Source organism: Myxococcus sp. SDU36 (assembly GCF_030168875.1).
In the GTDB taxonomy this organism is placed as follows: domain Bacteria; phylum Myxococcota; class Myxococcia; order Myxococcales; family Myxococcaceae; genus Myxococcus; species Myxococcus vastator.
In genome coordinates this window covers 1216522-1238199 of the sequence record NZ_CP077414.1, presented here as the reverse complement: position 1 = coordinate 1238199, position 21678 = coordinate 1216522, and the positions used below count along the sequence as shown (strand labels likewise).

Annotated in this window: 21 protein-coding genes; 12 read left to right on the top strand and 9 right to left on the bottom strand. The window is 68.4% G+C overall.

Annotated elements, in window-relative coordinates; all coding sequences use genetic code 11:
• The first annotated feature begins 127 nt into the window (after nucleotides 1-127).
• The gene (locus KGD87_RS05060) at nucleotides 128-688 is read left to right on the top strand and encodes a hypothetical protein (RefSeq protein ID WP_284666397.1); all 561 of its coding nucleotides are present in this window, start codon (nucleotides 128-130) and stop codon (nucleotides 686-688) included.
• Between the two features lie 54 nt (nucleotides 689-742).
• On the opposite strand, the gene KGD87_RS05055 is transcribed toward KGD87_RS05060, so the two are convergent.
• From KGD87_RS05055 to KGD87_RS05045, 3 genes are all read right to left on the bottom strand, one after another.
• On the bottom strand, nucleotides 743-1423 hold the full coding sequence (locus KGD87_RS05055; RefSeq protein WP_284666396.1) for a hypothetical protein: 681 nt from the start codon (nucleotides 1421-1423) through the stop codon (nucleotides 743-745).
• Nucleotides 1411-2301, bottom strand: a complete 891-nt coding sequence (locus KGD87_RS05050) for an endonuclease/exonuclease/phosphatase family protein (RefSeq protein WP_284666395.1) — start codon at nucleotides 2299-2301, stop codon at nucleotides 1411-1413. The genes KGD87_RS05055 and KGD87_RS05050 overlap by 13 nt, the downstream gene beginning before the upstream one ends.
• 183 nt (nucleotides 2302-2484) lie before the next feature.
• Nucleotides 2485-3078 (bottom strand): TetR/AcrR family transcriptional regulator, encoded by a 594-nt coding sequence (locus KGD87_RS05045; protein WP_284666394.1) that lies wholly within the window; start codon nucleotides 3076-3078, stop codon nucleotides 2485-2487.
• An 89-nt stretch (nucleotides 3079-3167) separates the two neighbouring features.
• Here KGD87_RS05045 and KGD87_RS05040 point away from each other — a divergent pair, with 89 nt between their 5' ends.
• Entirely contained in the window at nucleotides 3168-3557 is a 390-nt protein-coding gene (locus KGD87_RS05040; protein ID WP_284666393.1) for a DUF1304 domain-containing protein, read from the top strand.
• Nucleotides 3558-3601: 44 nt separating this feature from the next.
• On the opposite strand, the gene hflC is transcribed toward KGD87_RS05040, so the two are convergent.
• Both hflC and hflK read right to left on the bottom strand, forming a co-directional pair.
• Nucleotides 3602-4546 carry a protease modulator HflC gene (gene hflC, locus KGD87_RS05035; RefSeq protein WP_284666392.1) on the bottom strand — a complete coding sequence of 315 codons (945 nt, stop codon included), beginning with the start codon at nucleotides 4544-4546 and terminating at the stop codon, nucleotides 3602-3604.
• A complete protein-coding gene (hflK, locus tag KGD87_RS05030) occupies nucleotides 4543-5613 on the bottom strand; it encodes an FtsH protease activity modulator HflK (protein WP_350102481.1) in 1071 nt (356 codons plus the stop codon). Before hflK ends, hflC begins: the two co-directional genes overlap by 4 nt.
• Nucleotides 5614-5788: 175 nt before the next feature.
• On the opposite strand from hflK, the gene KGD87_RS05025 reads away from it, so the two are divergent.
• Complete coding sequence (locus tag KGD87_RS05025; protein ID WP_284666390.1) at nucleotides 5789-6586, top strand: alpha/beta fold hydrolase; 798 nt, start codon at nucleotides 5789-5791, stop codon at nucleotides 6584-6586.
• A 64-nt stretch (nucleotides 6587-6650) separates the two neighbouring features.
• Here the strand turns inward: KGD87_RS05025 and KGD87_RS05020 are convergent, their stop codons facing one another.
• Nucleotides 6651-7595 carry a DUF808 domain-containing protein gene (locus tag KGD87_RS05020; protein WP_284666389.1) on the bottom strand — a complete coding sequence of 315 codons (945 nt, stop codon included), beginning with the start codon at nucleotides 7593-7595 and terminating at the stop codon, nucleotides 6651-6653.
• A 166-nt stretch (nucleotides 7596-7761) separates the two neighbouring features.
• Here KGD87_RS05020 and KGD87_RS05015 point away from each other — a divergent pair, with 166 nt between their 5' ends.
• The 3 genes from KGD87_RS05015 (at nucleotide 7762) to KGD87_RS05005 (ending at nucleotide 10842) form a co-directional block, all read left to right on the top strand.
• Nucleotides 7762-8592: a hypothetical protein gene (locus tag KGD87_RS05015; RefSeq protein ID WP_284666388.1), complete on the top strand. Its 831-nt coding sequence runs from the start codon at nucleotides 7762-7764 to the stop codon at nucleotides 8590-8592.
• A 93-nt stretch (nucleotides 8593-8685) separates the two neighbouring features.
• Nucleotides 8686-9858: a J domain-containing protein gene (locus tag KGD87_RS05010; protein ID WP_284666387.1), complete on the top strand. Its 1173-nt coding sequence runs from the start codon at nucleotides 8686-8688 to the stop codon at nucleotides 9856-9858.
• A gap of 69 nt (nucleotides 9859-9927) precedes the next feature.
• Nucleotides 9928-10842 (top strand): hypothetical protein, encoded by a 915-nt coding sequence (locus tag KGD87_RS05005; RefSeq protein ID WP_284666386.1) that lies wholly within the window; start codon nucleotides 9928-9930, stop codon nucleotides 10840-10842.
• Between the two features lie 65 nt (nucleotides 10843-10907).
• Here KGD87_RS05005 and KGD87_RS05000 read toward each other — a convergent pair whose 3' ends face one another.
• Nucleotides 10908-11489: a sll1863 family stress response protein gene (locus tag KGD87_RS05000; RefSeq protein ID WP_284666385.1), complete on the bottom strand. Its 582-nt coding sequence runs from the start codon at nucleotides 11487-11489 to the stop codon at nucleotides 10908-10910.
• A 193-nt stretch (nucleotides 11490-11682) separates the two neighbouring features.
• Here KGD87_RS05000 and KGD87_RS04995 point away from each other — a divergent pair, with 193 nt between their 5' ends.
• Together KGD87_RS04995 and KGD87_RS04990 are read left to right on the top strand one after the other, a co-directional pair.
• On the top strand, nucleotides 11683-12414 hold the full coding sequence (locus KGD87_RS04995; RefSeq protein ID WP_284666384.1) for a DUF7873 family protein: 732 nt from the start codon (nucleotides 11683-11685) through the stop codon (nucleotides 12412-12414).
• 476 nt (nucleotides 12415-12890) lie between these two features.
• The gene (locus KGD87_RS04990) at nucleotides 12891-14549 is read left to right on the top strand and encodes a M14 family zinc carboxypeptidase (RefSeq protein WP_284666383.1); all 1659 of its coding nucleotides are present in this window, start codon (nucleotides 12891-12893) and stop codon (nucleotides 14547-14549) included.
• Nucleotides 14550-14591: 42 nt separating this feature from the next.
• On the opposite strand, the gene KGD87_RS04985 is transcribed toward KGD87_RS04990, so the two are convergent.
• Nucleotides 14592-15164 carry a hypothetical protein gene (locus tag KGD87_RS04985; protein WP_284666382.1) on the bottom strand — a complete coding sequence of 191 codons (573 nt, stop codon included), beginning with the start codon at nucleotides 15162-15164 and terminating at the stop codon, nucleotides 14592-14594.
• Nucleotides 15165-15395: 231 nt separating this feature from the next.
• Between KGD87_RS04985 and KGD87_RS04980 the strand changes: the two genes are divergently transcribed.
• Genes KGD87_RS04980 through KGD87_RS04970 form a run of 3 tightly spaced genes read left to right on the top strand, consistent with a single transcriptional unit; the run spans nucleotide 15396 to nucleotide 18457 of the window.
• Nucleotides 15396-16490 (top strand): hybrid sensor histidine kinase/response regulator, encoded by a 1095-nt coding sequence (locus tag KGD87_RS04980; protein ID WP_284666381.1) that lies wholly within the window; start codon nucleotides 15396-15398, stop codon nucleotides 16488-16490.
• Between the two features lie 18 nt (nucleotides 16491-16508).
• On the top strand, nucleotides 16509-18089 hold the full coding sequence (locus KGD87_RS04975; RefSeq protein ID WP_284666380.1) for a DUF7125 family protein: 1581 nt from the start codon (nucleotides 16509-16511) through the stop codon (nucleotides 18087-18089).
• Nucleotides 18086-18457: a response regulator gene (locus tag KGD87_RS04970; RefSeq protein WP_284666379.1), complete on the top strand. Its 372-nt coding sequence runs from the start codon at nucleotides 18086-18088 to the stop codon at nucleotides 18455-18457. The genes KGD87_RS04975 and KGD87_RS04970 overlap by 4 nt, the downstream gene beginning before the upstream one ends.
• A 16-nt stretch (nucleotides 18458-18473) precedes the next feature.
• On the opposite strand, the gene KGD87_RS04965 is transcribed toward KGD87_RS04970, so the two are convergent.
• A complete protein-coding gene (locus KGD87_RS04965) occupies nucleotides 18474-19775 on the bottom strand; it encodes an OmpA family protein (RefSeq protein WP_284666378.1) in 1302 nt (433 codons plus the stop codon).
• 249 nt (nucleotides 19776-20024) lie between these two features.
• On the opposite strand from KGD87_RS04965, the gene KGD87_RS04960 reads away from it, so the two are divergent.
• Nucleotides 20025-21662 (top strand): fumarate hydratase, encoded by a 1638-nt coding sequence (locus tag KGD87_RS04960; protein ID WP_284666377.1) that lies wholly within the window; start codon nucleotides 20025-20027, stop codon nucleotides 21660-21662.
• The last annotated feature ends 16 nt before the right edge of the window (nucleotides 21663-21678 follow it).

Here is a 21678-nt window from a genome sequence, read left to right as displayed (position 1 = left end):
CGGGCCACAATCATCCACATTCACTGGATTGCCAGTTTTGCTCGTTTGGATTTGAAATCAATTCAAGACCAATGCTAGTAAGGCATTGGCTTCGGCCACCCCCGCATAAACAACACAGGAGTAGTCCATGACGCGGAACGTGAAGCGTTTCCTGGCTGGCTCGCTGCTGTCTCTCACCCCGTCGCTCGCTTTCGCCGGGCAGCTCGAACTCGACTTTCCCGACTTCCTCACCCAGCGTGGCGAGTACGTCAGCGTCCGCGAGGGCGTGGTGCAGGTCCCCGTGCGGAAGGGCCCTTCGGTGGAGGCCATTGGCCCTGCCATTGAAGACTTCTTCGTCTTCAACCAGACCGGCGTCAACCTGACCCTGGGCCTCCAGATCCTGACGGGCACGTTCAATGGCATCTGGAACACCCACCCCGTGCCCACCGGCACCTATGGTGGGTTCCAGGTCAGCGCCCCCGCCCCCACGCCGCTGGTCGTCCAGCAGTACTACTACACGGTCGACCCGGCGAATCCGGCCGGCTCGAAGACCTGTGTCTGGCGCGTGGAGGTCTCTGACGTCGCCGGAGCCTGCTCCGCGCAGGTCTTCTTCGGGACCTACGGCGGCGCCGTCTGCACCGTCGACACGGCCCAGTCAATCATCGACCCGGTGACGTGTCAGACGCAGATCGTCACCAACATGCAGTGAGTTGAAGCTCGCGCCGCCAGGGCCGCTCCGGAGGCCCTGGTGGTGCGTTCACCGTCATCGACGGTCGGCACGGCTCCAGCGGAACGTCAGCCCGGCATGGCCGGTGGGCGGGCGACTCCCGCCCCTCATGCCCAGGGGAAACTCAAGGCCCCCCTCTGCGCGCACTTCGAGGGAGGGGCTCAAGCGAACCCCAATCCCCAGGGCCCCCCCCGGTGAGAGCAGCAGGTTCGCGCCATTGAACCGCCCCTGAAAGGCGGTGAGCGGTCCCGCGAAGGCGCCCGTCAGCGATGCGCCACCGGTCAGCGTCCACGCGCGACTCAGCCGAAAGTCGAGCAGGGTCTGCGCTCCGAGCCGGAGGTTGACGGGCTCCGTGGAGTTGTTGGTGACGGGCACGAACCAGACTCCAGCGCTCGGAGCGACGGACCACGTCCACCGGGACTGCTCGATGAGCCGGTGCCGTGTTCCGAGCTCCAGGCCCAGCAACGTGAGGCGGCCGCCCCAATCCCAGTTCTTGCCAGCGCCCTTGCGAAACGTGAGCTCGGGGCTGGGGAGGTACGCCTGGTCCCGCCCATGCTCGAAGGCCAGCGCGTTCAATGAAACGCCGACCTCTGTCGTCCCGACGGGGGTTGTCGCGGCGCCGATGTTCCGCGCACCGCTCAGACAGCCTGGCACGAGGACGAGCGTCCCGGCCACCGAGAGCGTCCGTGTGACGAAGCCTCGCATCACGGAGGCCATGCGAACCGCACCCAGACGGGATGGTGGTCGCTCCCGGCGGGACGCCGGTCCACGCCGCGCTCCAGCGGAGCGAGCCCCTGGGCGAAGACGAAGTCGAGCGGAAAGCCGCCAATCACGGAGTCCACCGTGTCCCCCACGCCATCCGAGGCCCATTGGAAGCCCCGCTCGGAGAACAGCTTCACCATCTGCCTCAGGCTCCCCGGGTCCGAGGTATTGAAGTCGCCGGCGATGACCTGCACCGGCCCCGTGCCCTCGAGCGCGTCGATGATGGTCTCCGCCTGGTCGAGCCGCCCGCCCAGCCCGACGATGGGCGTGGCGTTGTGCACGGAGGCCGTTTGAACCAGCGTCCCGCCGAGGTCCAACGTCGCGAGGACCGCGATGCGGCGGCGCTGATGGTACGGGTCGTCGTGGGGGAGGTGGACCTTCCGGTCCGCGGTGATGGGCCACCGGCTCAACAGCGCGTTGCCGAAGTCGTCGTCGTCCACCTGCACGGAGGCGGGGTAGTAGACGTAGGCCAGCCCCAGCTCACGTGCGATTCGGTCGACGGACGCAGCGTCCATCTCCTGCATCGCGATGACATCCGCCCCCGCGAGCGGAGGCCTTGAGAGCGCGGTGATGGCCTCGGTGACGTGTTCGGAGAAGGCCAGGTTGAACGTCACCACGGTGATGGAAGCGGGCGCCTCGGTGGAAACGGAGCCAGGCGTCCGATGGTCGCCGCTGTACCGGGGACCGGCCTCATCGGTGTAGTTCTCCGCGAGCGGGCATCCCGTCAGGAGCGTGAGCAGGAGAAGCGCCCACGGCGGCGCGATGCGCAGCCGCTGGAGGTCGCCAGGCGCCTCCGCGGCGCGTGCGTCATTGCATTTCAAGGACCGGTGCATCGCGCAACTGAACGGAGCAGCGCCCCAGAGATTCCATCCGCCGCGGCGCCAACACCGCACCGCTTCCTCCAACGGCCGCGGAGCAACAGAGGGAGTGAACGCCTTGATTGCGCCGCCGCCTCATGGCCCAGGCCAGCCAGGCGGCCGGATGCCGTGCTTGCACTGCGGCGCTCACGCACCGTCTCAGCGAGCCCAGTCCTCCACTTCACTCGCGGCGGCACGGGCGAGCTTCGCCGCGGCCAAGGGGTCCACCCGCGCGGTGACCAGCACACCGATGACGGCGCCCAGCAACAGCTCCACCCGGCGGGCCACCGTCTTCCGGGGCATGACACCGGCCCGCGCCGCCGCCTCCAGGGCCCGGGTCAGGTGTCCCTGCAAGAGCGCGCGGTAGTCCTCCACCGCGCGATGAGCCTCGGCGTCATGCGGGGCCAGCTCCGTGGCCGTGTTGACGAGCAGGCATCCCCGGCGCGTCAGGGCCGGCGGCGCGGTCCCCATCGTCGTCGCGAGCGACTCGAAGTACGCCGTCACCTGCGGCAGGCCCGCCGGGCCCTTGGCGAAGACGGCCAGCCGGGGCGTGATGACCTCCTGGAGGTACAGCGCCACCGCGCGGGAGAACAGCCCCCGCTTGCTCTCGAACGCCTGGTACAGGCTGGAGCGGTTCAGCCCCGTGGCGGACTCCAGGTCCGACAGGGACGTGGCCTCGTACCCCCGGGACCAGAACACCCCCAGCGCCTTGCGCACCGCCTCCGTCTCGTCAAACGCACGCGTCCGCGCCACATCACCCTCCTTGACAATTCTGAACCGACCGTTTCAGTATGATTCGGAACTGACTGGTTCAGAATACCGCATCCCAGAGGGGAGTCATCATGTCGCTGCTGGCACAGGTCTTCGCGGTCGTCGCCGCGCTCATCCACGTCCTGTTCTTCGTCATGGAGAGCGTCGTCTTCTCGCAGCCGAAGGTGTGGCGGCGCTTCGGACTGAAGTCACAGGCGGACGCGGACGTGGTCAAGCCGATGGCGCTCAACCAGGGCTTCTACAACCTGTTCCTCGCGGTGGGCGTGCTGGTGGGCGTGGCGCTCGTCCACACCGGCGCGGCCGCGTCCGGCGTGGCGGCCGTGGTGTTCGGCTGTGCATGCATGGCGCTGGCGGCCCTGGTGCTGGTGTCCAGCAACCGCCGCTTCCTCAAGGCCAGCATCGTCCAGGGCGCCCCGCCCCTCCTGGCCATCGCGCTCATCGCGGTTCGCCTGGGGGAATGAGCGGGCAAGGCGCCAGGCTGCCGTTGACGCCCCGCCCTTCTCGTCTATGGCTTGGAGCTGCTGCGCAGGTACCGGTAGAACTCGGACTCGCCGCCCAGGAACAGTGACGTGGAGGCGTCCACCACGTCCGGGTAGGCCTCCAGCGTCCGCATGAACTGGTAGAACTCCGGATCCCTGCCGAAGGCCTCCGCGTAGATTTTCGTCGCCTCGGCGTCCGCCGCACCGGTGATGTCCTGGGCCTTGCGGTAGGCCGCCGAGCGGATCTCCTTCAAGTCACGCTCACGCTGGCCCCGGACCTCCGCCGCGCGGCCCATGCCCTCCGAACGGGAGCGCTCGGCGATGCGCTTGCGCTCGGAGATCATCCGCTCGAACACCTTCACCTGGACCTCGTCCACGTAGTTGATACGGCGAATCTGCACGTCGACCAGCTCCACCCCGAACTCCTTGACGATCTCCGCGGCCCGGAGGCGAATCTGGCGGGTGAGCTTGTCCCGTCCCTGGGCGACCTGCTCCAGTGACTCGCCGCCCCGCTCCGTCTCGGCGGTGTACTCGTCGTCCTCGAAGGGACGGTTGGTGGAGCGGACCGCTTCAATCAGCGCGAACGACGCGATGGTGTTGCGCGTCTCACCGTCGATGATGTCGTCGAGCCGGGACTGTGCGTTGCGCTCGTCCCGCAGGCGCTGGAAGAAGCGCAGCGGGTCCACGATGCGCCAGCGCCCGAAGGTGTCCACCCAGATGTACTTCTTGTCCTTGGTGGGAATCTGGTTCGGGTCTCCGCGCCAGTCCAACCACCGCTTGTCGAAGCGGTTCACCGTGTCGACGAAGGGCATCTTGAAGTGGAGCCCCGGGTCCACGACGGACGCGCCCTTCGGCTCGCCGAACCGGGTGATGACGGCCTGCTCGTGCTCGCTCAGGGTGTAGGTCGAGGAGAAGCCCACCACGACGACGAGGGCGGCCAATACGCCGAGGGGAATGACCAGGCGGCTCATCGGCGGCCCTCCGTCTGGCTCGCGCTCCCGGACACCGCGGGGTCGTTCGCCTGCATGTTCAACAATGGCGTGAGGCCCTTGACGGACTCATCCAGGACGACCTTCTGTCCAGCGCTCCGGAGCACCTGGCTCACCGTCTCCAGGTACATGCGGCGGCGGGTGACGTCCGGGGCCTTGCGGTACTCCTCGTAGACGCGCGCGAAGCGGTCCGCCTCACCCTTGGCGCGGTTCACACGCTCAATGGCGTAGCCCTCGGCGCCGCGCAGCGCCTCCTCGGCCTCGCCCTTCGCGCGGGGAATGACGCGGTTCAGTTCGGCATAGGCCTCGTTGATGACGCGCTCCTTCTCCTGGATGGCCTGGTTCACCTCGTTGAAGGACGGCTTCACCGGGTCGGGCGGGTTCACGTCCTGGAGCACCACCTGCTGGATGTCCACGCCCGTCTCATAGCGGTCCGCCAGGTCCTGGAGCAGCAGCTTGGACTGGGTGGCCACCGCCTGGCGGCCCGTGGTGAGGACCTCGTTCACCGAGTGGTCTCCCACGACGGCTCGCATCGAGGCCTCGGAGATGTCCCGGAGCATGCTCTCCACGTTCTTCACCTTGAAGAGGTACTGGTACGGGTCCTTGATTTTGTACTGGACGATCCACTCCACCACCGCGACGTTGAGGTCACCGGTGAGCATGAGCGACTCGCGCTTCATGTCCGAGGTCTCCGCCGCATAGGAGGAGCCCGCGCGCGTGCGGGACGACTCCGTGCGGAAGCCGAACTCCGCCTTGAGCTGACGCTGCACCGGGACCTTCACGATGCGGTCCACCCAGAAGGGCACCCGGAAATGCGGGCCCGGCTCCACCGTGCCCGCGAAGCGCCCCAGCCGGAGGATGACGCCCACTTCGTCCGGCTCCACCTGGGCGTAGCTGGTCATCAACCCCACCAGCAGGAACAGACCGAGCACGACGAACAGGAGGCGGCGCCCCATTCCAGGCCCCAGTTGCCGCTGGAGCTCACGTAGTACTTCTGACGGATCCCGCCCGCGTGGGTCGGAGTTCATGACGCGAGGTTCCCATGCCATCCGTCCGTCTTCCCCCGTCCAGGCTGCTTCATGCAAGGGGAACCACGCGAATTCCTGCCAGCCGGGCACCGTGCGCGGCGCTCACGCGCTTGAACGGTGGGGGCACGTCGCTTCGATTGACGCTCCCCAGCACGGTCATTAGGAAAGTCGCGCTCGACCCGGCGGACGAAACGAAATGATGACCGACACGGCAACGAAGACGTTGGAAGCGGACGGGCAGACGCTCGCCTATCGCGATGTGGGCACCGGAGAACCGGTGGTCCTCATCCACAGCGGTGGCTTCTCCGGCCGCCAGTGGCGGAAGCTGGGCGACACGCTGGCCACCACTCACAGGACTGTCATTCCGGACCTGCTCGGCTACGGCGGCTCCAGCGAGTGGCCCGCGGGAACACCCTTCCACTTCCGCCAGGACCTGGCGGCGCTGGAGGCCCTGGCGGCGCGACTGGAGCAGCCGGCGCACTTCGTTGGCCACTCGTATGGCGGCTTCCTCGCGATGCAGCTCGCGCTGTCACGCCCCCAGGCGGTGAAGTCGCTGGCCGTCTTCGAGCCCGTGGCGTTCGGCGTGCTCGAAGCAGGTGACTGGGAAGGTTCGCCCGACCTGCCGTCCACCTTCGAAGGCACCGGCGAGGCCTGGCTGTCCGCGTTCGTGTCGGGATGGAACGGGCCCGGCGCGTGGGACGCGCTCAACGCGGAGACGCAGCAGGCCTTCCGCAAGGTGGGCTGGAAGGTCTACCAGGAGGTCGCCTCCCTGGCGTCGGACAAGACGACGCGCGAGACGTACGCGACGATTGCCGTCCCCACGCTCCTGCTTGGCGGGGAGCGCACGCCCACCTTCGAACGGCGGGTGCTCGACACGCTGGCCCGGGTGCTGCCTCGCGCGGAGCTGCAGGTGTTCCCGGGCGTGGGCCACATGGGGCCCATCACGCATGCCCGGGAGGTGAACGCCGCCATCCTGCGCCACCTCCAGGCCTGAGGCGGACGCGCGTGAAGCGCCGCCCGCGCGCCCGGAACACCCGGGCACGCAGGGGCGACCTGGCTCAGCTCGGCCTGGCTCGCACGGACTGGAAGGCCCGCGTGGCGCCCGTCACGAGCAGCACGATGAGGCCACCCGCGATGATGCCGGCCACCGCGTTCATCAGCGACGGCAGGAGCGCGCCCAGCAGCCCGCCAACGCCCGGCACCGCCGCGGCCGCGGCGCTCGCGTGCTCGATGAAGTGATGCAGGGGCGCGATGCCGTGCGTGAGGATACCGCCGCCCACCATGAACATGGCGGCCGTGCCCACGATGCCGAGCCCCTTCATCAAGTACGGCGCGGTCGTCAGGATGCCCCGGCCCAGGCTTTGATTGAACCCGCCATCCTTCTTCATCAGGTAGAGGCCCGCGTCGTCGAGCTTCACGATGCCCGCGACCAGACCGTAGACGCCCACCGTGATGAGGATGGCGATGCCGGACAGCACGGCGACCTTCATTCCAAAAGACGCGGCGGTGAGCGTCCCGAGCGAGATGACGACGATTTCGGCGGACAGGATGAAGTCGGTGCGGATGGCGCCCTTGATCTTGTCCTTCTCCATGGCGACCAGGTCCACCGAAGGGTCCGCCACCGCCTTGACGCGCTCCTGCCTCTGCGCCGCCTGCTCCTCCTTGCCGTGCAGGAACTTGTGGGCCACCTTCTCGAAGCCCTCGAAGCACAGGAAGGCGCCGCCCAGCATCAGCAGCGGGGTGATGGCCCAGGGCGCCAGCACGCTGATGGCCAGGGCCGCGGGGACCAGAATCGCCTTGTTGACCAACGAGCCCTTGGCGACGGCCCAGACGACAGGCAGCTCACGGTCGGGGCTGACGCCGGAGACCTGCTGGGCGTTGAGCGCGAGGTCATCCCCGAGCACGCCAGCGGTCTTCCGGGTCGCGACCTTCGTCATCGCCGCGACGTCGTCCAGCAGGCTGGCGATGTCATCAATCAGGGTCAGCAGGCTGCTTCCGGCCACGAGATTCGTCCTGGTGTAGAGGGCACGGGTGCGTCGAAAAGACGTCCCCACCCTGGATATAGCCTGGATTAAGCGCGCCCACGCGGCTTCGATAGCCACGTCCCCCCGCTTGTCCTCCACCCCGCCCCATTCTATTTTCCTTGAATTCACCGAACAGGGTCGTGACATGCGAGCTCGACATCGCGGGTGGGTTCCCCGGTGGATGCTGATGTTCCTGGCGGCTTCCTGCGCCCACCCGCCTCCCGCGCGGCCCCGTGCCCCGCACGCCTGCGAGTCTCCTGGAACGCGCTGCTGGGACTTCGAGGAAGGCCGCGTCCCCGACGGCTGGACGCCCTACCGCGACGAGTTCAGCGGCACGCTGCTCGTGGACGACACCCGCGCATACCGGGGCCGGTACGCCCTTCATGCCCGTCAGCTCGTCGGTGGCACGGAGGGAAGCCAAGGGGGGCCCAAGAAGACGCTCCGCTTCGAGCTGCCCGCCCACTTCGGCCCCGTGCTGTGGGGCCGCGCCTACGTCTACACGTCCCCCGCGCGCCCCATGTCCCACGCGGGCCTCTTCAATGCCCGCTACCCCAGGCCCGGCCAAACGGGCGGAGCCCTGGACACGCTCGACTGGTACGAGGTCGCCACGTACCGGCAGCGCTACATGGCCATCTGGCACCCACCCGAGCCGCCGGGGTTCCCCGAATGGGTGCAGGTGTCGGACACGCCGCTCGTGCTCGACGAATGGGCGTGTCTGGAATGGCTCTTCGACGGCGCCAATGGAACGCAACCGGAGGCCGCCGAGCCGCGCGTCTGGCTCAACGGCACCGAGCTTCAGTGGCCTGAGACCTTCGTCTTCTCCGAGCCACCGACGCAGCAGCGGCCGGTGCGCGAGAAGGTCAGCGACTTCACCGTGCTCGAGGCCGGCGTGTTCCTCTACCAGGGGCTCCCCGTGCCCACCGACTGGTGGATGGACGAGCTCGCCGTGGGCCCGCGGCGCATCGGCTGCGAGTAAGCGCGCTGGACCTGGCCGACTGAATGGGGCATGCGTGAGGCCCACCCGCCACCCGGGGCCCCACCTGGCCCGGCCATCCCGCGAGAGGAGTCCATGCGAGCCTGCCCGTGCTGCAGGGAGGTGCTGACCGCCGGCATCCTGGGCCTGGGCGTCCGCCGCCTCGCGGGGAGCTGCGAGGTTTGCGGCAACAGGGTCTGCCAGGTGTGCCTGAGCACGCAGGTCCTGGAGGCCGGTGACTTCCGGCAACGCCCGGTGGCGCCCGGCCACACGAACCGGAAGGCCCGGGGCCGCGTCTGCCGCGCCTGTTGGTGGGAGCACCTGACGGAGCGAGGCCTCAAGCCCCCCTTCCCCGCCCCGCCTGGCCAGCGCGAGCGGGCCGCCCACGCGGCGAGGTCCTCCTGTCAGCACCCCGACGTCACGCAGGCCATGGGCTTCTGCCCCGGCTGCGGCGACGAGGTCGAATGGAAGGCCGAGCACGGCAACCCCGTCTGCGTGGCGTGCGAGGCGCCCTCCCACCCGCGCTTCAATCACTGCTGGGCCTGTGGCGAGTCCTTCGACGAGGCCAACGCGCCCGAGCCCGTGGCCCAGGGCTACCGGCTCGAGTTCGACTGCGACGCGGACGACTGCGCCGGGAAGCTGGCGTGGCTGATGCCCTGCTGCCCGTGGTGCGGAGAAGCGAAGCACTGGGAGCCCGCGAGCGGCGGCGACCTGGAGTGCACGGAGTGCGAGCACCGCCTGGACCGCGCGTGGGCCCACTGCGTGCGATGTGGCGAAGAGGCCCCCCTGCCAGACGACTGTCTCCGATGCGGCCAGGACCTGGACGACGCCGCCTCCGCCGCGCGCTGTGAGTCCTGTCGCAACATCGTGTGTGGGGACTGCTTCGACACACGCGTCGTTCCCTCCGCCTCCAGTGAGCCCCAGGAGCGGCTCCTGTGCGCCACCTGCGGCGTGGGCTTCGACCGGCCCGCGCCTCCCGTCGAACCTCCCGAAGAGGTGGAGGAAGAAGCCGACGACGCGGACGAATCGCCAGCCGCGGAGCCTGAGCCTGAGCCCGTGGCGTCTGCGTGGGAGGTGCTGGGAATCACGCCCGGCACTCCGCTCGCGGATGCACGGCGGGCCTATTTGTCCCTGGTGGCCCAGTACCATCCAGACAAGGTCGCGCAGCTCGGCCCCAAGCTGCAGGCCCTGGCGCAGGAGGAAACGCGCAGGCTCATCGAAGCCTGGGAGTACGTTCGCAGGAAAACTTCAGATACAGGCAAAACTTAGTTTCCTGGAAACTCCAACCATGCTCCCGCCGACAACCTCGCGGAGAACGGCGATGACAGGAGCCATGGGATGAAGACGAACGGGATGACGTGGAACACCGCGCTGTTGTCAGTGGCCATCGTGCTGGGTGCGTGTGGCGGCGCCGCCGAGGACACGGAGGCGCTCACGCCGGACGCGCTCGAAACCGAGACGTCCGAGCTGAACTCGCCCATCTATGACAGGGCGCGAGCCTTCGCCGCCGCCAATCCCAAGCGGGACGGTGGCACGTGGGACCAGTGGTGTGGTTCGTTGATGTGGCGCTTCGGCCAGTTGCCGGAGTCGTCGGCGCGGCCCTCCGCCATCGAGGCGTTCCGCGCGTCACGCATCATCTCCATGGACCCGACCCAGGCGCCCACGGGTGCGTTTCATTGGTGGGACATTGGCGCGTACGGCCACGTCGGCGCGGACCTGAATGGCGGTGGCGGCACCGTGTTCATGGCCACGCGCAAGCTGGCGCAGTCCTGGGGTGATGCCATCGGCGTGAACAGCGTCCACGGGTATTCGGGCGCGACGGGCGCGCGCTATCTCGGCTGGTCCATGGACTACGCGGGCGGGCGCATCGCGGGCGGTGGCACGCCTCCGCCGGCCGGTGGTGGCCTGCCGCATACGACGACGGAGTACGACGGCGTCCCCGGCCCCATCTATTACAAGCGCATCCAGACGGTCGCCCGGCGCGACTACGGCTACACGGGCCCGATTGACGGCGTCACCGGGCCCAGCACGGAGAAGGCCCGCGTGCGCATCACCGCGCGCGAACTGAACCGTCGCGGCGGCCCCCGCACGTCCGCCCAGGAGGACGGCATCCCCGGGAAGGTCTATTGGACGCGCGTCCAGACGGTGGGCCGGAGCTTCGGCTACACGGGCCCCATTGACGGCATCCCAGGCCCCAACACGTACAAGGCCGAGCACAAGATTTGCGGCTACGCGGTGAACCGCGCGTTCTGACGCGGCGTCCGCGGTCCCGGCGCGAGGCCGGACCTCACCCGGTCCGGTCCTCGTGCCGTCCAGGTTCAGGCGCGAGAGGACGGCTGCACGTCCGCGCCCGCGCGAATCTTGTCGGAGCGCTCCCGCAGCTCGCGCCACGAGTCCTCGTAGTCCTTCTTCAGCTTCGACCAGTTCTCGCCGTGGCTGCTCATCAACCGGCGGAGCGCGGACTCCGTGTCATGGAGCGAGCGGCGGATGAACTCGAGTTCCTGCCGCGTGAGCCGTGAGTCCTCGGCCCGGGACTGCGCGGCGGACGCTTCCCAACCATCCACCTGCGCGCCAAGCGCTCGGAGCTCCGCCTCCCGCTTGCGCTCGTAGCCGGCACGGACGAGCGCCATCTTCGCTTCCATCTCGATGACAGCCTGGTTGGTGTCGTCGTAGGACTTCCGGAGCTCGGCCTTGCCCTGGTCGAAGTTCTGCGTCTGCCGCTTGCCCAGCTCATCCAGCTTGAGGCGGAACTTTTCGAAGACGCGGCGAATCGCGGACATGTCCTTGAGCTCGTCGCTTGCCTGGCGGACGTCGGCCTGCGCCTCCGTTTCGGCAATCCGGGCGTCGAGCCTCCGCTTCTCCGCATCCATCTGCTTCACGTAGGCCTCTTGCTCCGTCATGACGCGTGTCTCCTTCCGCGCGACCTTCCGGGCGCGGCGCTGTGCTGACGTCATGCATGAGGGCTCACCCCCATGGACGCACACAGTGCGGCGGCCGAGCCCCGGGCGTCCGGCTCCCCGGGCCAGCCGAGGAAGGAGCGCGCGCCTGGCGAGTGCATGTCAGGGCGAGGCGCCATGCCGCGTCAGGGGCGTCATGCCGAAGCTGAATCAAATCATCGCCGTCGAGAAGGGCGTCAAGAACCGCTCCCAGCAGGAGCTGACGCAGGCCCATCACGACCTCCAGAAGCCGCAGCTGCTCAGCGGCATCTCCCGCACGTACCAGCCCCGCGACGAGGAGGGTGAGCGCTTCCCCCCCGAATCCACCCGCGTGCAGGTGCGCACGCAAGACATCCTCAAGAAGACGCAAGAGATCCTCACCCGGCTCTTCGACGTCACCGCGACCAAGGACCTCACCAACTGTCACGCGAAGGCAGACGTGCGCGTGGATGGCAGGGTCCTGCTGAAGGGTGTTCCCGCCACCTATCTTCTCTTCCTGGAGAAGCAGCTGGTGGACCTCCACACCTTCGTGATGAAGCTGCCCGCGCTGGACCCGTCGGAGTCGTGGGTTCCCGACCCGGCGCAGGGCCTGTGGGCCACCGAGCCCGTGCAGACGGCGAAGACGAAGAAGGTTCCCCGCAACCACGTGAAGTCCGAGGCCACCGAGAAGCACCCGGCCCAGGTGGAGGTCTATTACGAGGACATCGTCGTCGGTTACTGGAAGACGGTGAAGTTCTCGGGGGCCCTCCCCGCCACGCGCATGAACGACCTGCTGGAGCGCGTGGAGAAATTGCAGCAGGCCGTCAAGTTCGCCCGCGAAGAGGCGAACGCCGTCGAGGTGGAGGAAATGAAGGCCGGCGAGGCCCTCCTCGGCTACCTGTTCGGCTAGACTCACGGCCGCAGACCTTTTGGAGTCCAGACTCAAGCTCAGCAGCAGCTTCACGCCGAGCGTTCTCCGGCCGTCCCCCAGTGCAGGTTCGAGCCCTGCCCCCGCCATTCAGCATCCTACGCGGCGGGGTAGCCCAATCACGGTAGAGGCAGGCGGCATCACGAGCGCGCGAAGCACCCCAAACTCAAATTCCCACTCCAGACTCAGCATTCGCTGTCGCAGGCCCGATCAACCGCTCCCGCCCCCTCCCTCGTGATGCTGGTGCAATTCCAGCCCGCCGCTCCATTCCACCTTGCGCGGCGGTCGTTCAATCGCAGGACCCGAGGTCTCAACCGCAGGCGGGAACTTAAACGTGCGGGTCTCATCCATGGCAGCACCCCGAGCCCGGGCAGGAGGACACCCTACTCGGGCTCACTCTTTTCCAGCGGCGCAGCGGGACTTGACGCGCCTGGGCGGGAGCGCTCGGATGCGCCCCCATGAACCGGCTGCTGACCCGCGCTGAAGCGTCGAACTACACGCAAACGTCCCTTCACTCCGACGTGCTGTCCTTCGTGGACGAGCTCTGCCGCCGCACGAAGCTCGCCCGCCGGGTGGACTTCGGCCTGAGCGGCGAAGGCCAGCCCCTGGTGGCGCTGGTGGTGAGCGACCGCGGCTGCTTCACGCCCGAGCAGGCGCGCAAGCAGAAGAAGGTCGTGGTGATGGTGGAGGCCAACATCCACGCGGGCGAAGTCGAAGGCAAGGAGGCCGTGCTCGCGCTCGCGCGCGACCTCACCCTCACCCGGCTCGGGCAGACGCTGCTCGACAAGGTGTGCCTGGTGCTGGTGCCCGACTTCAACCCCGACGGCAACGACCGCATCAGCCCGAACAACCGGAAGCTCAACCTCCAGGACCTCGAGGGACAGGTGAACCCCGAGGGCGGCGTGGGCACCCGCTACACGGGCGAGGGCTGGAACCTCAACCGCGACAGCACGAAGCAGGAGGCCCCGGAGACGCGCGCCATGGCCGCGCTGCACCAGACCTGGTGGCCCCACGTCTTCATCGACTGCCACACCACCGACGGCAGCATCCACGCCTTCGACCTGACGTTCGACACGTCCCATTCGAACGAGCCGCTCTTCTCCAAGCTCCGCGCCTACAACCGGGGCATGCTGGAGCGCGTCGCCAAGGCCGTGCAGGGCCGCCACGGCTTCGACAGCTTCTGGTACGGCAACTACAAGGCCGAAGGCGACCCGCGCTCGGGCTGGCACACGTACCCGGCGCTGCCGCGCTTCGGCAGCCACTACCGGGGCCTGCTCGGCCGGCTGGACGTGCTGCTGGAGACGTACAGCTACATCGACTTCCCGCGCCGCTGCGCGGTGATGCGCGCGTGGCTGCTGGAGCTCTTCCGCGACGCGGCCCGGAACGCCGCCACCTACCGCGCCATCACCGACGAGACGCAGGCGGACATCATCGCGCGGGGCAGGGCTCCCGACGTGGAGACGCTCGTCGGCATCAACTACGGCGTGGCCACGCGCGATGACCAGGGCGCGCTGGCGTTCGAGTACCCCGCATACGCCCGGCCCGGGGACATGGCGAACATCCTCGCGTTCGACGAGGCGAGCATCACCGCGCGGCGCTACCCCGGTAAGCGCAAGCGCACCTACGCGATGCCGCACCACCGGACCTTCGTCCCCACCCAGTCCGTGAGCACCCCGGAGGCCTATCTGGCCCCCGCGGAGCTCGCGTCGCGACTGGAGGGCCATGGCATCCAGTTCGAGCGGCTGCCCAAGTCCCGGCCGTTCACGGTGGACAGCTACCGCGTGGCCCGGCGCGAGGAGACGTTCAGCCCCGACGTGGCGGCGAACGTGCCACCGCCCGGCGAGGCCGAGGTGCCGCTCAGCCAGAAGCCCAAGCCGGTGCGCTTCGAGACGGTCCTCACGGTGGCCCCGGAGCGCACCACGCGCGAGTTCCCCGCGGGGACGCTCTACGTGCCCACGGCCCAGCGCGCCGGCACGCTCGCCGTGTACCTGCTGGAGCCCCACTCCGATGATGGCTTCTGCCGCTGGCAGTTCCTCGACGGCGCCATCACCCCGGGTGAGTTGTACCCGGTGCACCGCGTGGTGGGCTCCGCCACCGCGCCGAAGAAGGCGGAGTAACCCCGGCGCCGGGACTGGCCGGCGGGGCAGCGCGCCGGGCGCTCAGCGGCGCCGGCTGGGGGGACGCCGGTCGTCACGGACTTCCCGCCGGGACTGGTTCAGCTCCTGCTCCGCCACCTGGATGAGCTCCAGGATGAGCGTGCGCTTGTAGCTCAACGCCCCGGGCTGCCGCAGTCCCTCGATTTCGTCGAGCTCGCGGGCAATGGCCTTCCGTGTCCGCAGCGCGGCGTGCTCGGCGCGCAGGTCACTCCGGGCCTCAATGGCGGAGGCCCGGCCCCACTGGGCCGCCCGGGGTCCGCCCCACTGGGCCACGCGCGCATCCCGTCGGGACCGCCGCGACTGCGCCCAATCCTTGGACATCTCCCGCTCGCTCTCCGCCAGCTCGGCTCGGAGCAGCTTGCGCAGACTGACCTCCACGTTCGCCATCTGCCGTTCGCTCCGGCTGCTCCACGCGGCGTCAAAGCGGGCCAGCAGTTTCCGCAGGTCCTCCACGTCGCGGCGGTCGTCGCGCAGCTCGCTCCGCTCCACGCGCGTGGGACGGGGGCCGAAGCCCTGGGCCTGGGCACTGCCAGTGAGGAGAAGGGCTGCGACCAGCGCGGAAGCGATGCGGTTCATGGGGTGCGTCCTCGTGAGCTCAGGGCCCGCCGTCGTGTTCATGAGGACAGACGCAAACTCCGCGGCTCTATTCAGGACCCATCACCCCGCGGTGGGCCGCGGACTGTGCGATACCACACACCTCTCCTGGCACGCCGTCGCACGTTGGGGATTCCGTTCGGGTGAATCCAAGCCCATCTTCCTGGAATGGAACCCAGCAGCGCGTCAAGACGACCGAAGGAGGACGCGCCGGTGCGCGCCACCATCCTCAACGTCAATGACGCGCCCGCAGTCCTCTATCTCACGGGCCGCATCCTCACGAACGCGGGCTATCACGTCGTGGGAGCCACCAGCGGAACGGAGGCGCTCCGGCTGGCGAGCGGGCGCCCGGACCTGGTGCTGCTGGACGTGCACCTGCCCGACGTCGACGGCTACGAGGTCTGCCGGCGCCTGCGGGAGCAGGAGGAGACGCGCGACCTGCTGATTGCACACCTGTCCGCCGTCTCCGTCCGCCGAGAGGACCGGCTCCGCGGGCTGGCCCAGGGGGCGGACGCCTATTGGACCACGCCGCTGGGAGACGACGAGCTCCTCGCCAACATCGAAGCACTGCTGCGGCTGCAGGCACGGGCCCAGGCGGCGGTGCAGCTCCGCGACGAATTCCTCGCCATCGCGGCCCACGAGCTGAGGACACCGCTCACCGCGCTGCGGCTCAACCTGGAGCGAGTGCTCCACCACCTGGCCCGCACGCGGGGCGATACCGTGTCGCGGAAGACCGTCGAAGCCAGCACCGCACCCGCGCTGCGCCAGTTGGTCCGGATGCAAGAGCTTCTGGACACGCTGTTGGATGTGTCCCGAGTGGGCCACCGGAGGATGCGCCTCCACCTGGAGATGATGGACCTGGCCGAGGCCGCGCGCGACGTGGCCCAGCGGCTGGCCATGCAGGCCCGGGCAGCCGGCGTGGCGTTGACGCTGGCCCTGCCTGAGCGGCCCGCGCTGCTCGCGGGAGACAGGCTCCGGCTGGAGCAGGTCATCAGCAACCTTCTCACCAATGCCTTTCGCTACGGCGACGGCAAGCCCGTCCGCCTCATGGTGGAGGACCATCCAGACGTCCTCCGGATTCGCGTCAGGGACCAGGGCATTGGCATCGCGGAGCAGGACCTGGCCCGCATCTTCAACCGCTTCGAGCGCGCGGTCACCACCGCTGGCACGGATGGGCTGGGATTGGGGCTCTACATCGCCCGGGAAATCGTCGCCGCGCACGAAGGAACACTCACGGTGGAGAGCCAGCCGGGCGAAGGCTCGACGTTTCAAGTCACGCTGCCCCGTCACCGGGTGGAAGCGTACTGACCGAAAGGAAGGCGTGTCGTGTCGTCAGGGGAAGACGGTGGAAGCGAGCGAAAGGCGATGCCACCCCGGTTGGAGACCGGCGTACGCCGGCTCGACTTCATCACCAAGGGCGGCCTGATCCAGGGCGCATCCTACGCGGTGTTGGGCCCTCCCGGCTCGGGCAAGACGTTGTTGGCGCACCAGATTGCCTTCTGGCATGTCAAGCATGGCGGCAAGGCGCTCTACGTGACGCTGCTCACGGAGTCCCACGCGCGCATGCTGGCGAACCTGGAGGCGATGTCGTTCTTCGACGCGTCCGTCATCCCCGACAAGCTCCACTACATCAGCGCCTATCACCAGTTGGAGACCGAGGGACTCAAGGGGCTCCTGGAGCTGGTGCGGCGCGCGGCCCGGCAACACCAGGCCACGCTGCTCATCATGGACGGCATGGACGCGGCGAAGGAGTTCGCTCGCGGCGACCTGACCTACAAACGCTTCCTGCAGGAGCTGCAGACCTTCATCGGCATCATCGGCTGCACGACGATACTGCTGTCCCCTCACTTCGCCGGAGACATGCCTCCGGAGACCACGGCGGTGGACGGCGTCTTCGAGCTGTCGCTCTGGCTGTCGGGACCGCGCGCCGTCCGCGAGCTGGTCGCGCTCAAGTTCCGCGGCAGTGACTCCTTGCTCGGCAAGCACGAGCTCGAAATCTCCGACCTGGGCATCATCATCCACCCTCGCACCGAGGTGCTGTTCTCCAATCCCCAGGAGAAGGAAGAGGGGCGGCGCAGACGGATGGCCTTCGGGGTTCCTCGCCTGGATAAGTCCCTGCACGGCGGCCTCTTGTCGGGGTCCACCACCCTGCTGCTGGGCGCTCCCGGCACGGGCAAGACGCTGCTGGGCCTGCGCTTCCTCCTGGAGGGCGCCAGACAGGGACAGCCCGGTGTCTACTTCGGCTTCTACGAAACGTCCCAGCGGCTCATTGAAAAAGCCGAGGGCGTGGGCATGGGCGACTTCAAGAAGTACGTGGACGCGGGGCTCATCGAAATCCAGTGGCAGCCGCCGCTGGAGCACAACCTGGACGCGCTCGCCGAGCGGCTGCTGGAGCGCATCCAGGAGCGCAAGGTGAAGCGGCTGCGGCTCTTCGTCGACAGCATCGCGGGCTTCCGCTCGGCGACCGTCTACCCGGAGCGGATGAGCCGCTTCTTCTCCGCCCTGTCCCACCAGTTGCGGATGCTGGACGTCACCACCGTCTACTCCGATGAGACGGCCCTCTTCTCCCCGAACGTGGACGCTCCGCAGCCAGATGCCACCGCGTACGTGGAGAACGTCATCCTGCTGCGCTACGTGGAGCTGCGCTCCCAGCTCTACCGGCTGATCTCCATCATGAAGATGCGGGAGAGCCAGTACGACAGCGGCATCCGGGAGTTCTCCATCACCGACAAAGGCATCACCGTCGCGGAGACCTTCGAGAGCGCCGAAGCCGTGCTCACCGGCCATGCCGTGGTGAGGGGAGCACCGCCCAAGGCCAAGAGAAAGTCGCCCATGGGCGTCAGGGCGGCGGCGAAGAAGGCGGCCCGGAAGCCCAAGCGGAAGCCCGCGGGGCGGAGGCCCTCATGAAGACGATTCTGGTCGTCGACGATGAGATGGACATCGCGGAAGCGGTGAAGTCCATCCTCGAGGACGAGGGCTACCGGGTCGTCACCTGCGCGAATGGCCGTGAGGCACTCGACTGTCTGAAGGACGCGCGTCCAGACCTGGCCATCATCGACGTCATGATGCCGGTGATGAATGGCTTCGAGACCATCCGGGCCATCCGCGGCTCGCGGGAGTTCGCGTCGCTGCCGGTGCTCATCATGAGCGCCATCGACCCGTCGGTGCGGCCGCCCGACTACGACTGGGCGGGGTTCCTCAAGAAGCCTTTTTCGCTCGAACGCCTGCTGGAGCAGGTGCACAAGCAACTGCCGCCCGGCCCGGCGCCAGCGTGATGACGTTGCCCTCCGGCTACTCCTTGCTCAGCAGCACGAACTCCACGCGGCGGTTCAGCTCGCGCCCGCGGGGCAGCAGGTTCGGCGCCTTGGGCCGGGTGTCGCCCAGACCCAGGGTTTCGATGCGCGACGCCTCCAGGCCCTCGGCGACCAGGGCCTTGGCCACGGCGTCGGCGCGCGCCTCGGACAGCGTCTTGCGGGCGGCGGCCGCGGGGCGTTCGCGGTTGTCGGTGTGCCCTTCGATGCGGAGCCGGAGCTTCTCGTCCCGCACGAACATGTCCATCAGCAGGGCCAGCCCCGCGGTCGTTCCCTTGCGCGGCGCGGCCTGCTTCTCCGCGAAGCGCGGCGCGCGCGGCAACTCCACCACGTCCTTCTTCAGGCGCACCTTCTGGGACTTCTTCACCGGCGCCTTCGCCAGGGTGAAGGACACCGTGGGCACCGCCTCCCGGGAGAGCGTCACCTTTCGCGTCTGCGCCAGGTAGCCCTGGGACAGGACGTCCAGCCGGTACTCCCCAGGCGGCAACATGATTTCCTCCGGCTTGCGCGCCTTGCGGTCCACCATCACCCGCCGCGGCGCCCCCGAGGCGGACTTCACGTACACGGTGGCCGCGACGGGCCGCTTCCCCGCCATCACCTTCAGCAACAGCTTCGCGGGCGCCACCGGCCCCTGCTCCGGCGCCTCCACCGTCTTCACCGGCGCGGGAACGGGCGGCGTCGGTGAGATGGGGGCCGTCACGGGCTGAGGGGGTGGTGTCGCGGGCGCCCGCGCCACTGGTACACCCGCGTCCGGAACATCGGGAATGGCCACGTCCGCCATGGCGGCCGTCATCTCCGCCTTCACGTCATGGGACAGCTTCAGCTTCAGCCGGGGATCCGGCGCGGTGGGGTTGATGGCGGGGAGCACCCGCACCCGCGCCCGAAGGCCGCGCTGCACCTGCACCGTCACCGACGCCGTCAGCTTCCAGAGGAAGCCGCTCTCCTCGCTGAAGAGGTTCCAGGACTCGTTGGCGTAGGTGACGTGCGAGACGAGGGTGTAGGAGCCCTCCTCCACGGTGAGCATCGCGAGCCGGTGCACCCCGGGGCCGTTGAGCTTGTCCAGGCCGGGGATGGCCAGGGGCTGGCCGTTGACGAGGAAGTCCGCCTCCACCAGCTTGTAGCCCCGCGACGTGCCCGCTCCGGGAAGGCCCTCAAAGGAGATGACGATCTCCGGCGGCGGCGTCTTCACCAGTTCCTGGAGCTGCCGGTCCAGGTCCTCGCGCGCCCGCTGCTCAACGGCGGAAGGCTCCGCCGCGCGCGCGGAGGTGGCGAGCAGGGCCATGAAAACCAGAAGGGGGACTTGAGCGGAGATGGCGGCCACGGGGGCTCACAGCATCGCACAACCTGGCGGCTCCGCGAGTTGTCCGCCACCCCGGCTGACGGCCAGCCAACCCTCGGCCGCCTTCCCTCCCCTGTCCAGGTATCAGGCTGTTTCAGGAGTGAAGGGACTTGTAGCTCCCATGCGGCGAGGTTTCTCGCGCCGCGCGTTCCAGCTACCCACGAGGGCCGCATTGGCGCTACGCCTACGGGTATGACCGACTTCCAGTTCCAGGACATGCTGCCGCTGGGCAAGGACGAGACGCCATACCGGCTGCTCTCCAAGGACCACGTCTCCACCTTCGAAGCCGGCGGTCGCACCTTCCTCCAGGTCGCGCCCGAGGCGCTCACCCTGCTCACCCGCGAGGCCATGCGCGACATCGCGCACCTGCTGCGCCCCGGACACCTGAAGCAGCTCTCCCACATCCTCGAGGACCCCGAGGCGTCGTCGAACGACCGCTTCGTGGCGCTGGAGCTGCTGAAGAACGCCAACATCGCCGCCGGCGGCGTGCTGCCCTCCTGCCAGGACACGGGCACCGCCATCGTCATGGGCAAGAAGGGCCAGTACGTCATCACCGGTGGCAATGACGAGGAGGCCATCTCCCGCGGCGTGTTCGACACGTACCAGACGTCGAACCTGCGCTACTCCCAGATGGCGCCGCTGGACATGTACAAGGAGGTCAACACCGGCAACAACCTGCCCGCGCAGATCGAGCTCTACGCGACGGACGGCGACGCCTACAAGTTCCTCTTCATGGCGAAGGGCGGCGGCTCCGCCAACAAGAGCTACCTGTTCCAGGAGACGAAGGCGCTGCTCAACCCGCAGAGCCTGCTGAGCTTCGTGGACGCGAAGGTTCGCGCGCTGGGCACCGCGGCCTGTCCGCCGTACCACCTGGCCATCGTCGTGGGCGGCACCTCGGCCGAGTACGCGCTGAAGACGGCCAAGTATGCCTCCGCGCGCTACCTGGATTCGCTCCCCACCGAGGGCAACAACCTGGGCCGCGGCTTCCGCGACGTGGCGCTGGAGCAGGAGATCCTCAAGCTCACGCAGCGCACCGGCATTGGCGCGCAGTTCGGCGGCAAGTACTTCTGCCATGACGTGCGCGTCATCCGCCTGCCCCGCCACGGCGCGTCCTGCCCGGTGGCCATCGCGGTGTCGTGCTCGGCGGACCGGCAGATTCTGGGGAAGATCACGAAGGACGGCATCTTCCTGGAGCAGTTGGAGGCCGACCCGGCGAAGTACCTGCCCGAGACGACGGACAACCAGCTCGGCGGCGAGGTGGTGAAGATCGACCTCAACCGACCCATGAGCGAGATTCGCGCGGAGCTGTCGCGCTACCCCATCAAGACGCGCCTGATGCTCAGCGGCCCGCTGGTGGTGGCGCGCGACATCGCCCACGCGAAAATCAAGGAGCGCCTGGACGCTGGCGACGGCATGCCCCAGTACCTCAAGGACTATATGGTCTACTACGCGGGCCCCGCGAAGACGCCGGAGGGCTATGCCTCCGGCTCCTTCGGCCCGACGACGGCTGGCCGCATGGACGCGTACGTGGACCAGTTCCAGGCCGCAGGCGGCAGCTTCGTGATGCTGGCCAAGGGCAACCGCTCCCCCGCCGTCACCGAGGCTTGCAAGAAGCACGGTGGCTTCTACCTGGGCTCCATCGGCGGCCCGGCGGCGCGGCTGGCCAAGGACTGCATCACGAAGGTGGAGGTGCTCGAGTACGCCGAGCTGGGCATGGAGGCCGTCTGGAAGATTGAAGTGGTGGACTTCCCGGCCTTCATCGTCGTGGACGACAAGGGCAACGACTTCTTCGCCAACATCAACAAGCCGTCGGCGGCGAAGAAGGCCTGAGCGGGAGCCCCCTGAC

Bases quoted from the DNA above. Each gene is read 5' to 3' on its own strand.
- KGD87_RS05025 (WP_284666390.1), top strand. From the start codon at position 5,789: ATGATGACCGACACGGCAACGAAGACGTTGGAAGCGGACGGGCAGACG.
- KGD87_RS05060 (WP_284666397.1), top strand. From the start codon at position 128: ATGACGCGGAACGTGAAGCGTTTCCTGGCTGGCTCGCTGCTGTCTCTC.
- KGD87_RS04990 (WP_284666383.1), top strand. From the start codon at position 12,891: ATGAACCGGCTGCTGACCCGCGCTGAAGCGTCGAACTACACGCAAACG.
- KGD87_RS04970 (WP_284666379.1), top strand. From the start codon at position 18,086: ATGAAGACGATTCTGGTCGTCGACGATGAGATGGACATCGCGGAAGCG.
- KGD87_RS05055 (WP_284666396.1), bottom strand. From the start codon at position 1,423: ATGGCCTCCGTGATGCGAGGCTTCGTCACACGGACGCTCTCGGTGGCC.
- KGD87_RS04985 (WP_284666382.1), bottom strand. From the start codon at position 15,164: ATGAACCGCATCGCTTCCGCGCTGGTCGCAGCCCTTCTCCTCACTGGC.
- KGD87_RS05015 (WP_284666388.1), top strand. From the start codon at position 7,762: ATGCGAGCTCGACATCGCGGGTGGGTTCCCCGGTGGATGCTGATGTTC.
- KGD87_RS04995 (WP_284666384.1), top strand. From the start codon at position 11,683: ATGCCGAAGCTGAATCAAATCATCGCCGTCGAGAAGGGCGTCAAGAAC.
- KGD87_RS04960 (WP_284666377.1), top strand. From the start codon at position 20,025: ATGACCGACTTCCAGTTCCAGGACATGCTGCCGCTGGGCAAGGACGAG.
- KGD87_RS05000 (WP_284666385.1), bottom strand. From the start codon at position 11,489: ATGACGGAGCAAGAGGCCTACGTGAAGCAGATGGATGCGGAGAAGCGG.
- hflK (WP_350102481.1), bottom strand. From the start codon at position 5,613: ATGGCATGGGAACCTCGCGTCATGAACTCCGACCCACGCGGGCGGGAT.
- KGD87_RS05040 (WP_284666393.1), top strand. From the start codon at position 3,168: ATGTCGCTGCTGGCACAGGTCTTCGCGGTCGTCGCCGCGCTCATCCAC.
- KGD87_RS05050 (WP_284666395.1), bottom strand. From the start codon at position 2,301: ATGCACCGGTCCTTGAAATGCAATGACGCACGCGCCGCGGAGGCGCCT.
- KGD87_RS05010 (WP_284666387.1), top strand. From the start codon at position 8,686: ATGCGAGCCTGCCCGTGCTGCAGGGAGGTGCTGACCGCCGGCATCCTG.
- KGD87_RS05005 (WP_284666386.1), top strand. From the start codon at position 9,928: ATGAAGACGAACGGGATGACGTGGAACACCGCGCTGTTGTCAGTGGCC.
- KGD87_RS04965 (WP_284666378.1), bottom strand. From the start codon at position 19,775: ATGGCCCTGCTCGCCACCTCCGCGCGCGCGGCGGAGCCTTCCGCCGTT.
- hflC (WP_284666392.1), bottom strand. From the start codon at position 4,546: ATGAGCCGCCTGGTCATTCCCCTCGGCGTATTGGCCGCCCTCGTCGTC.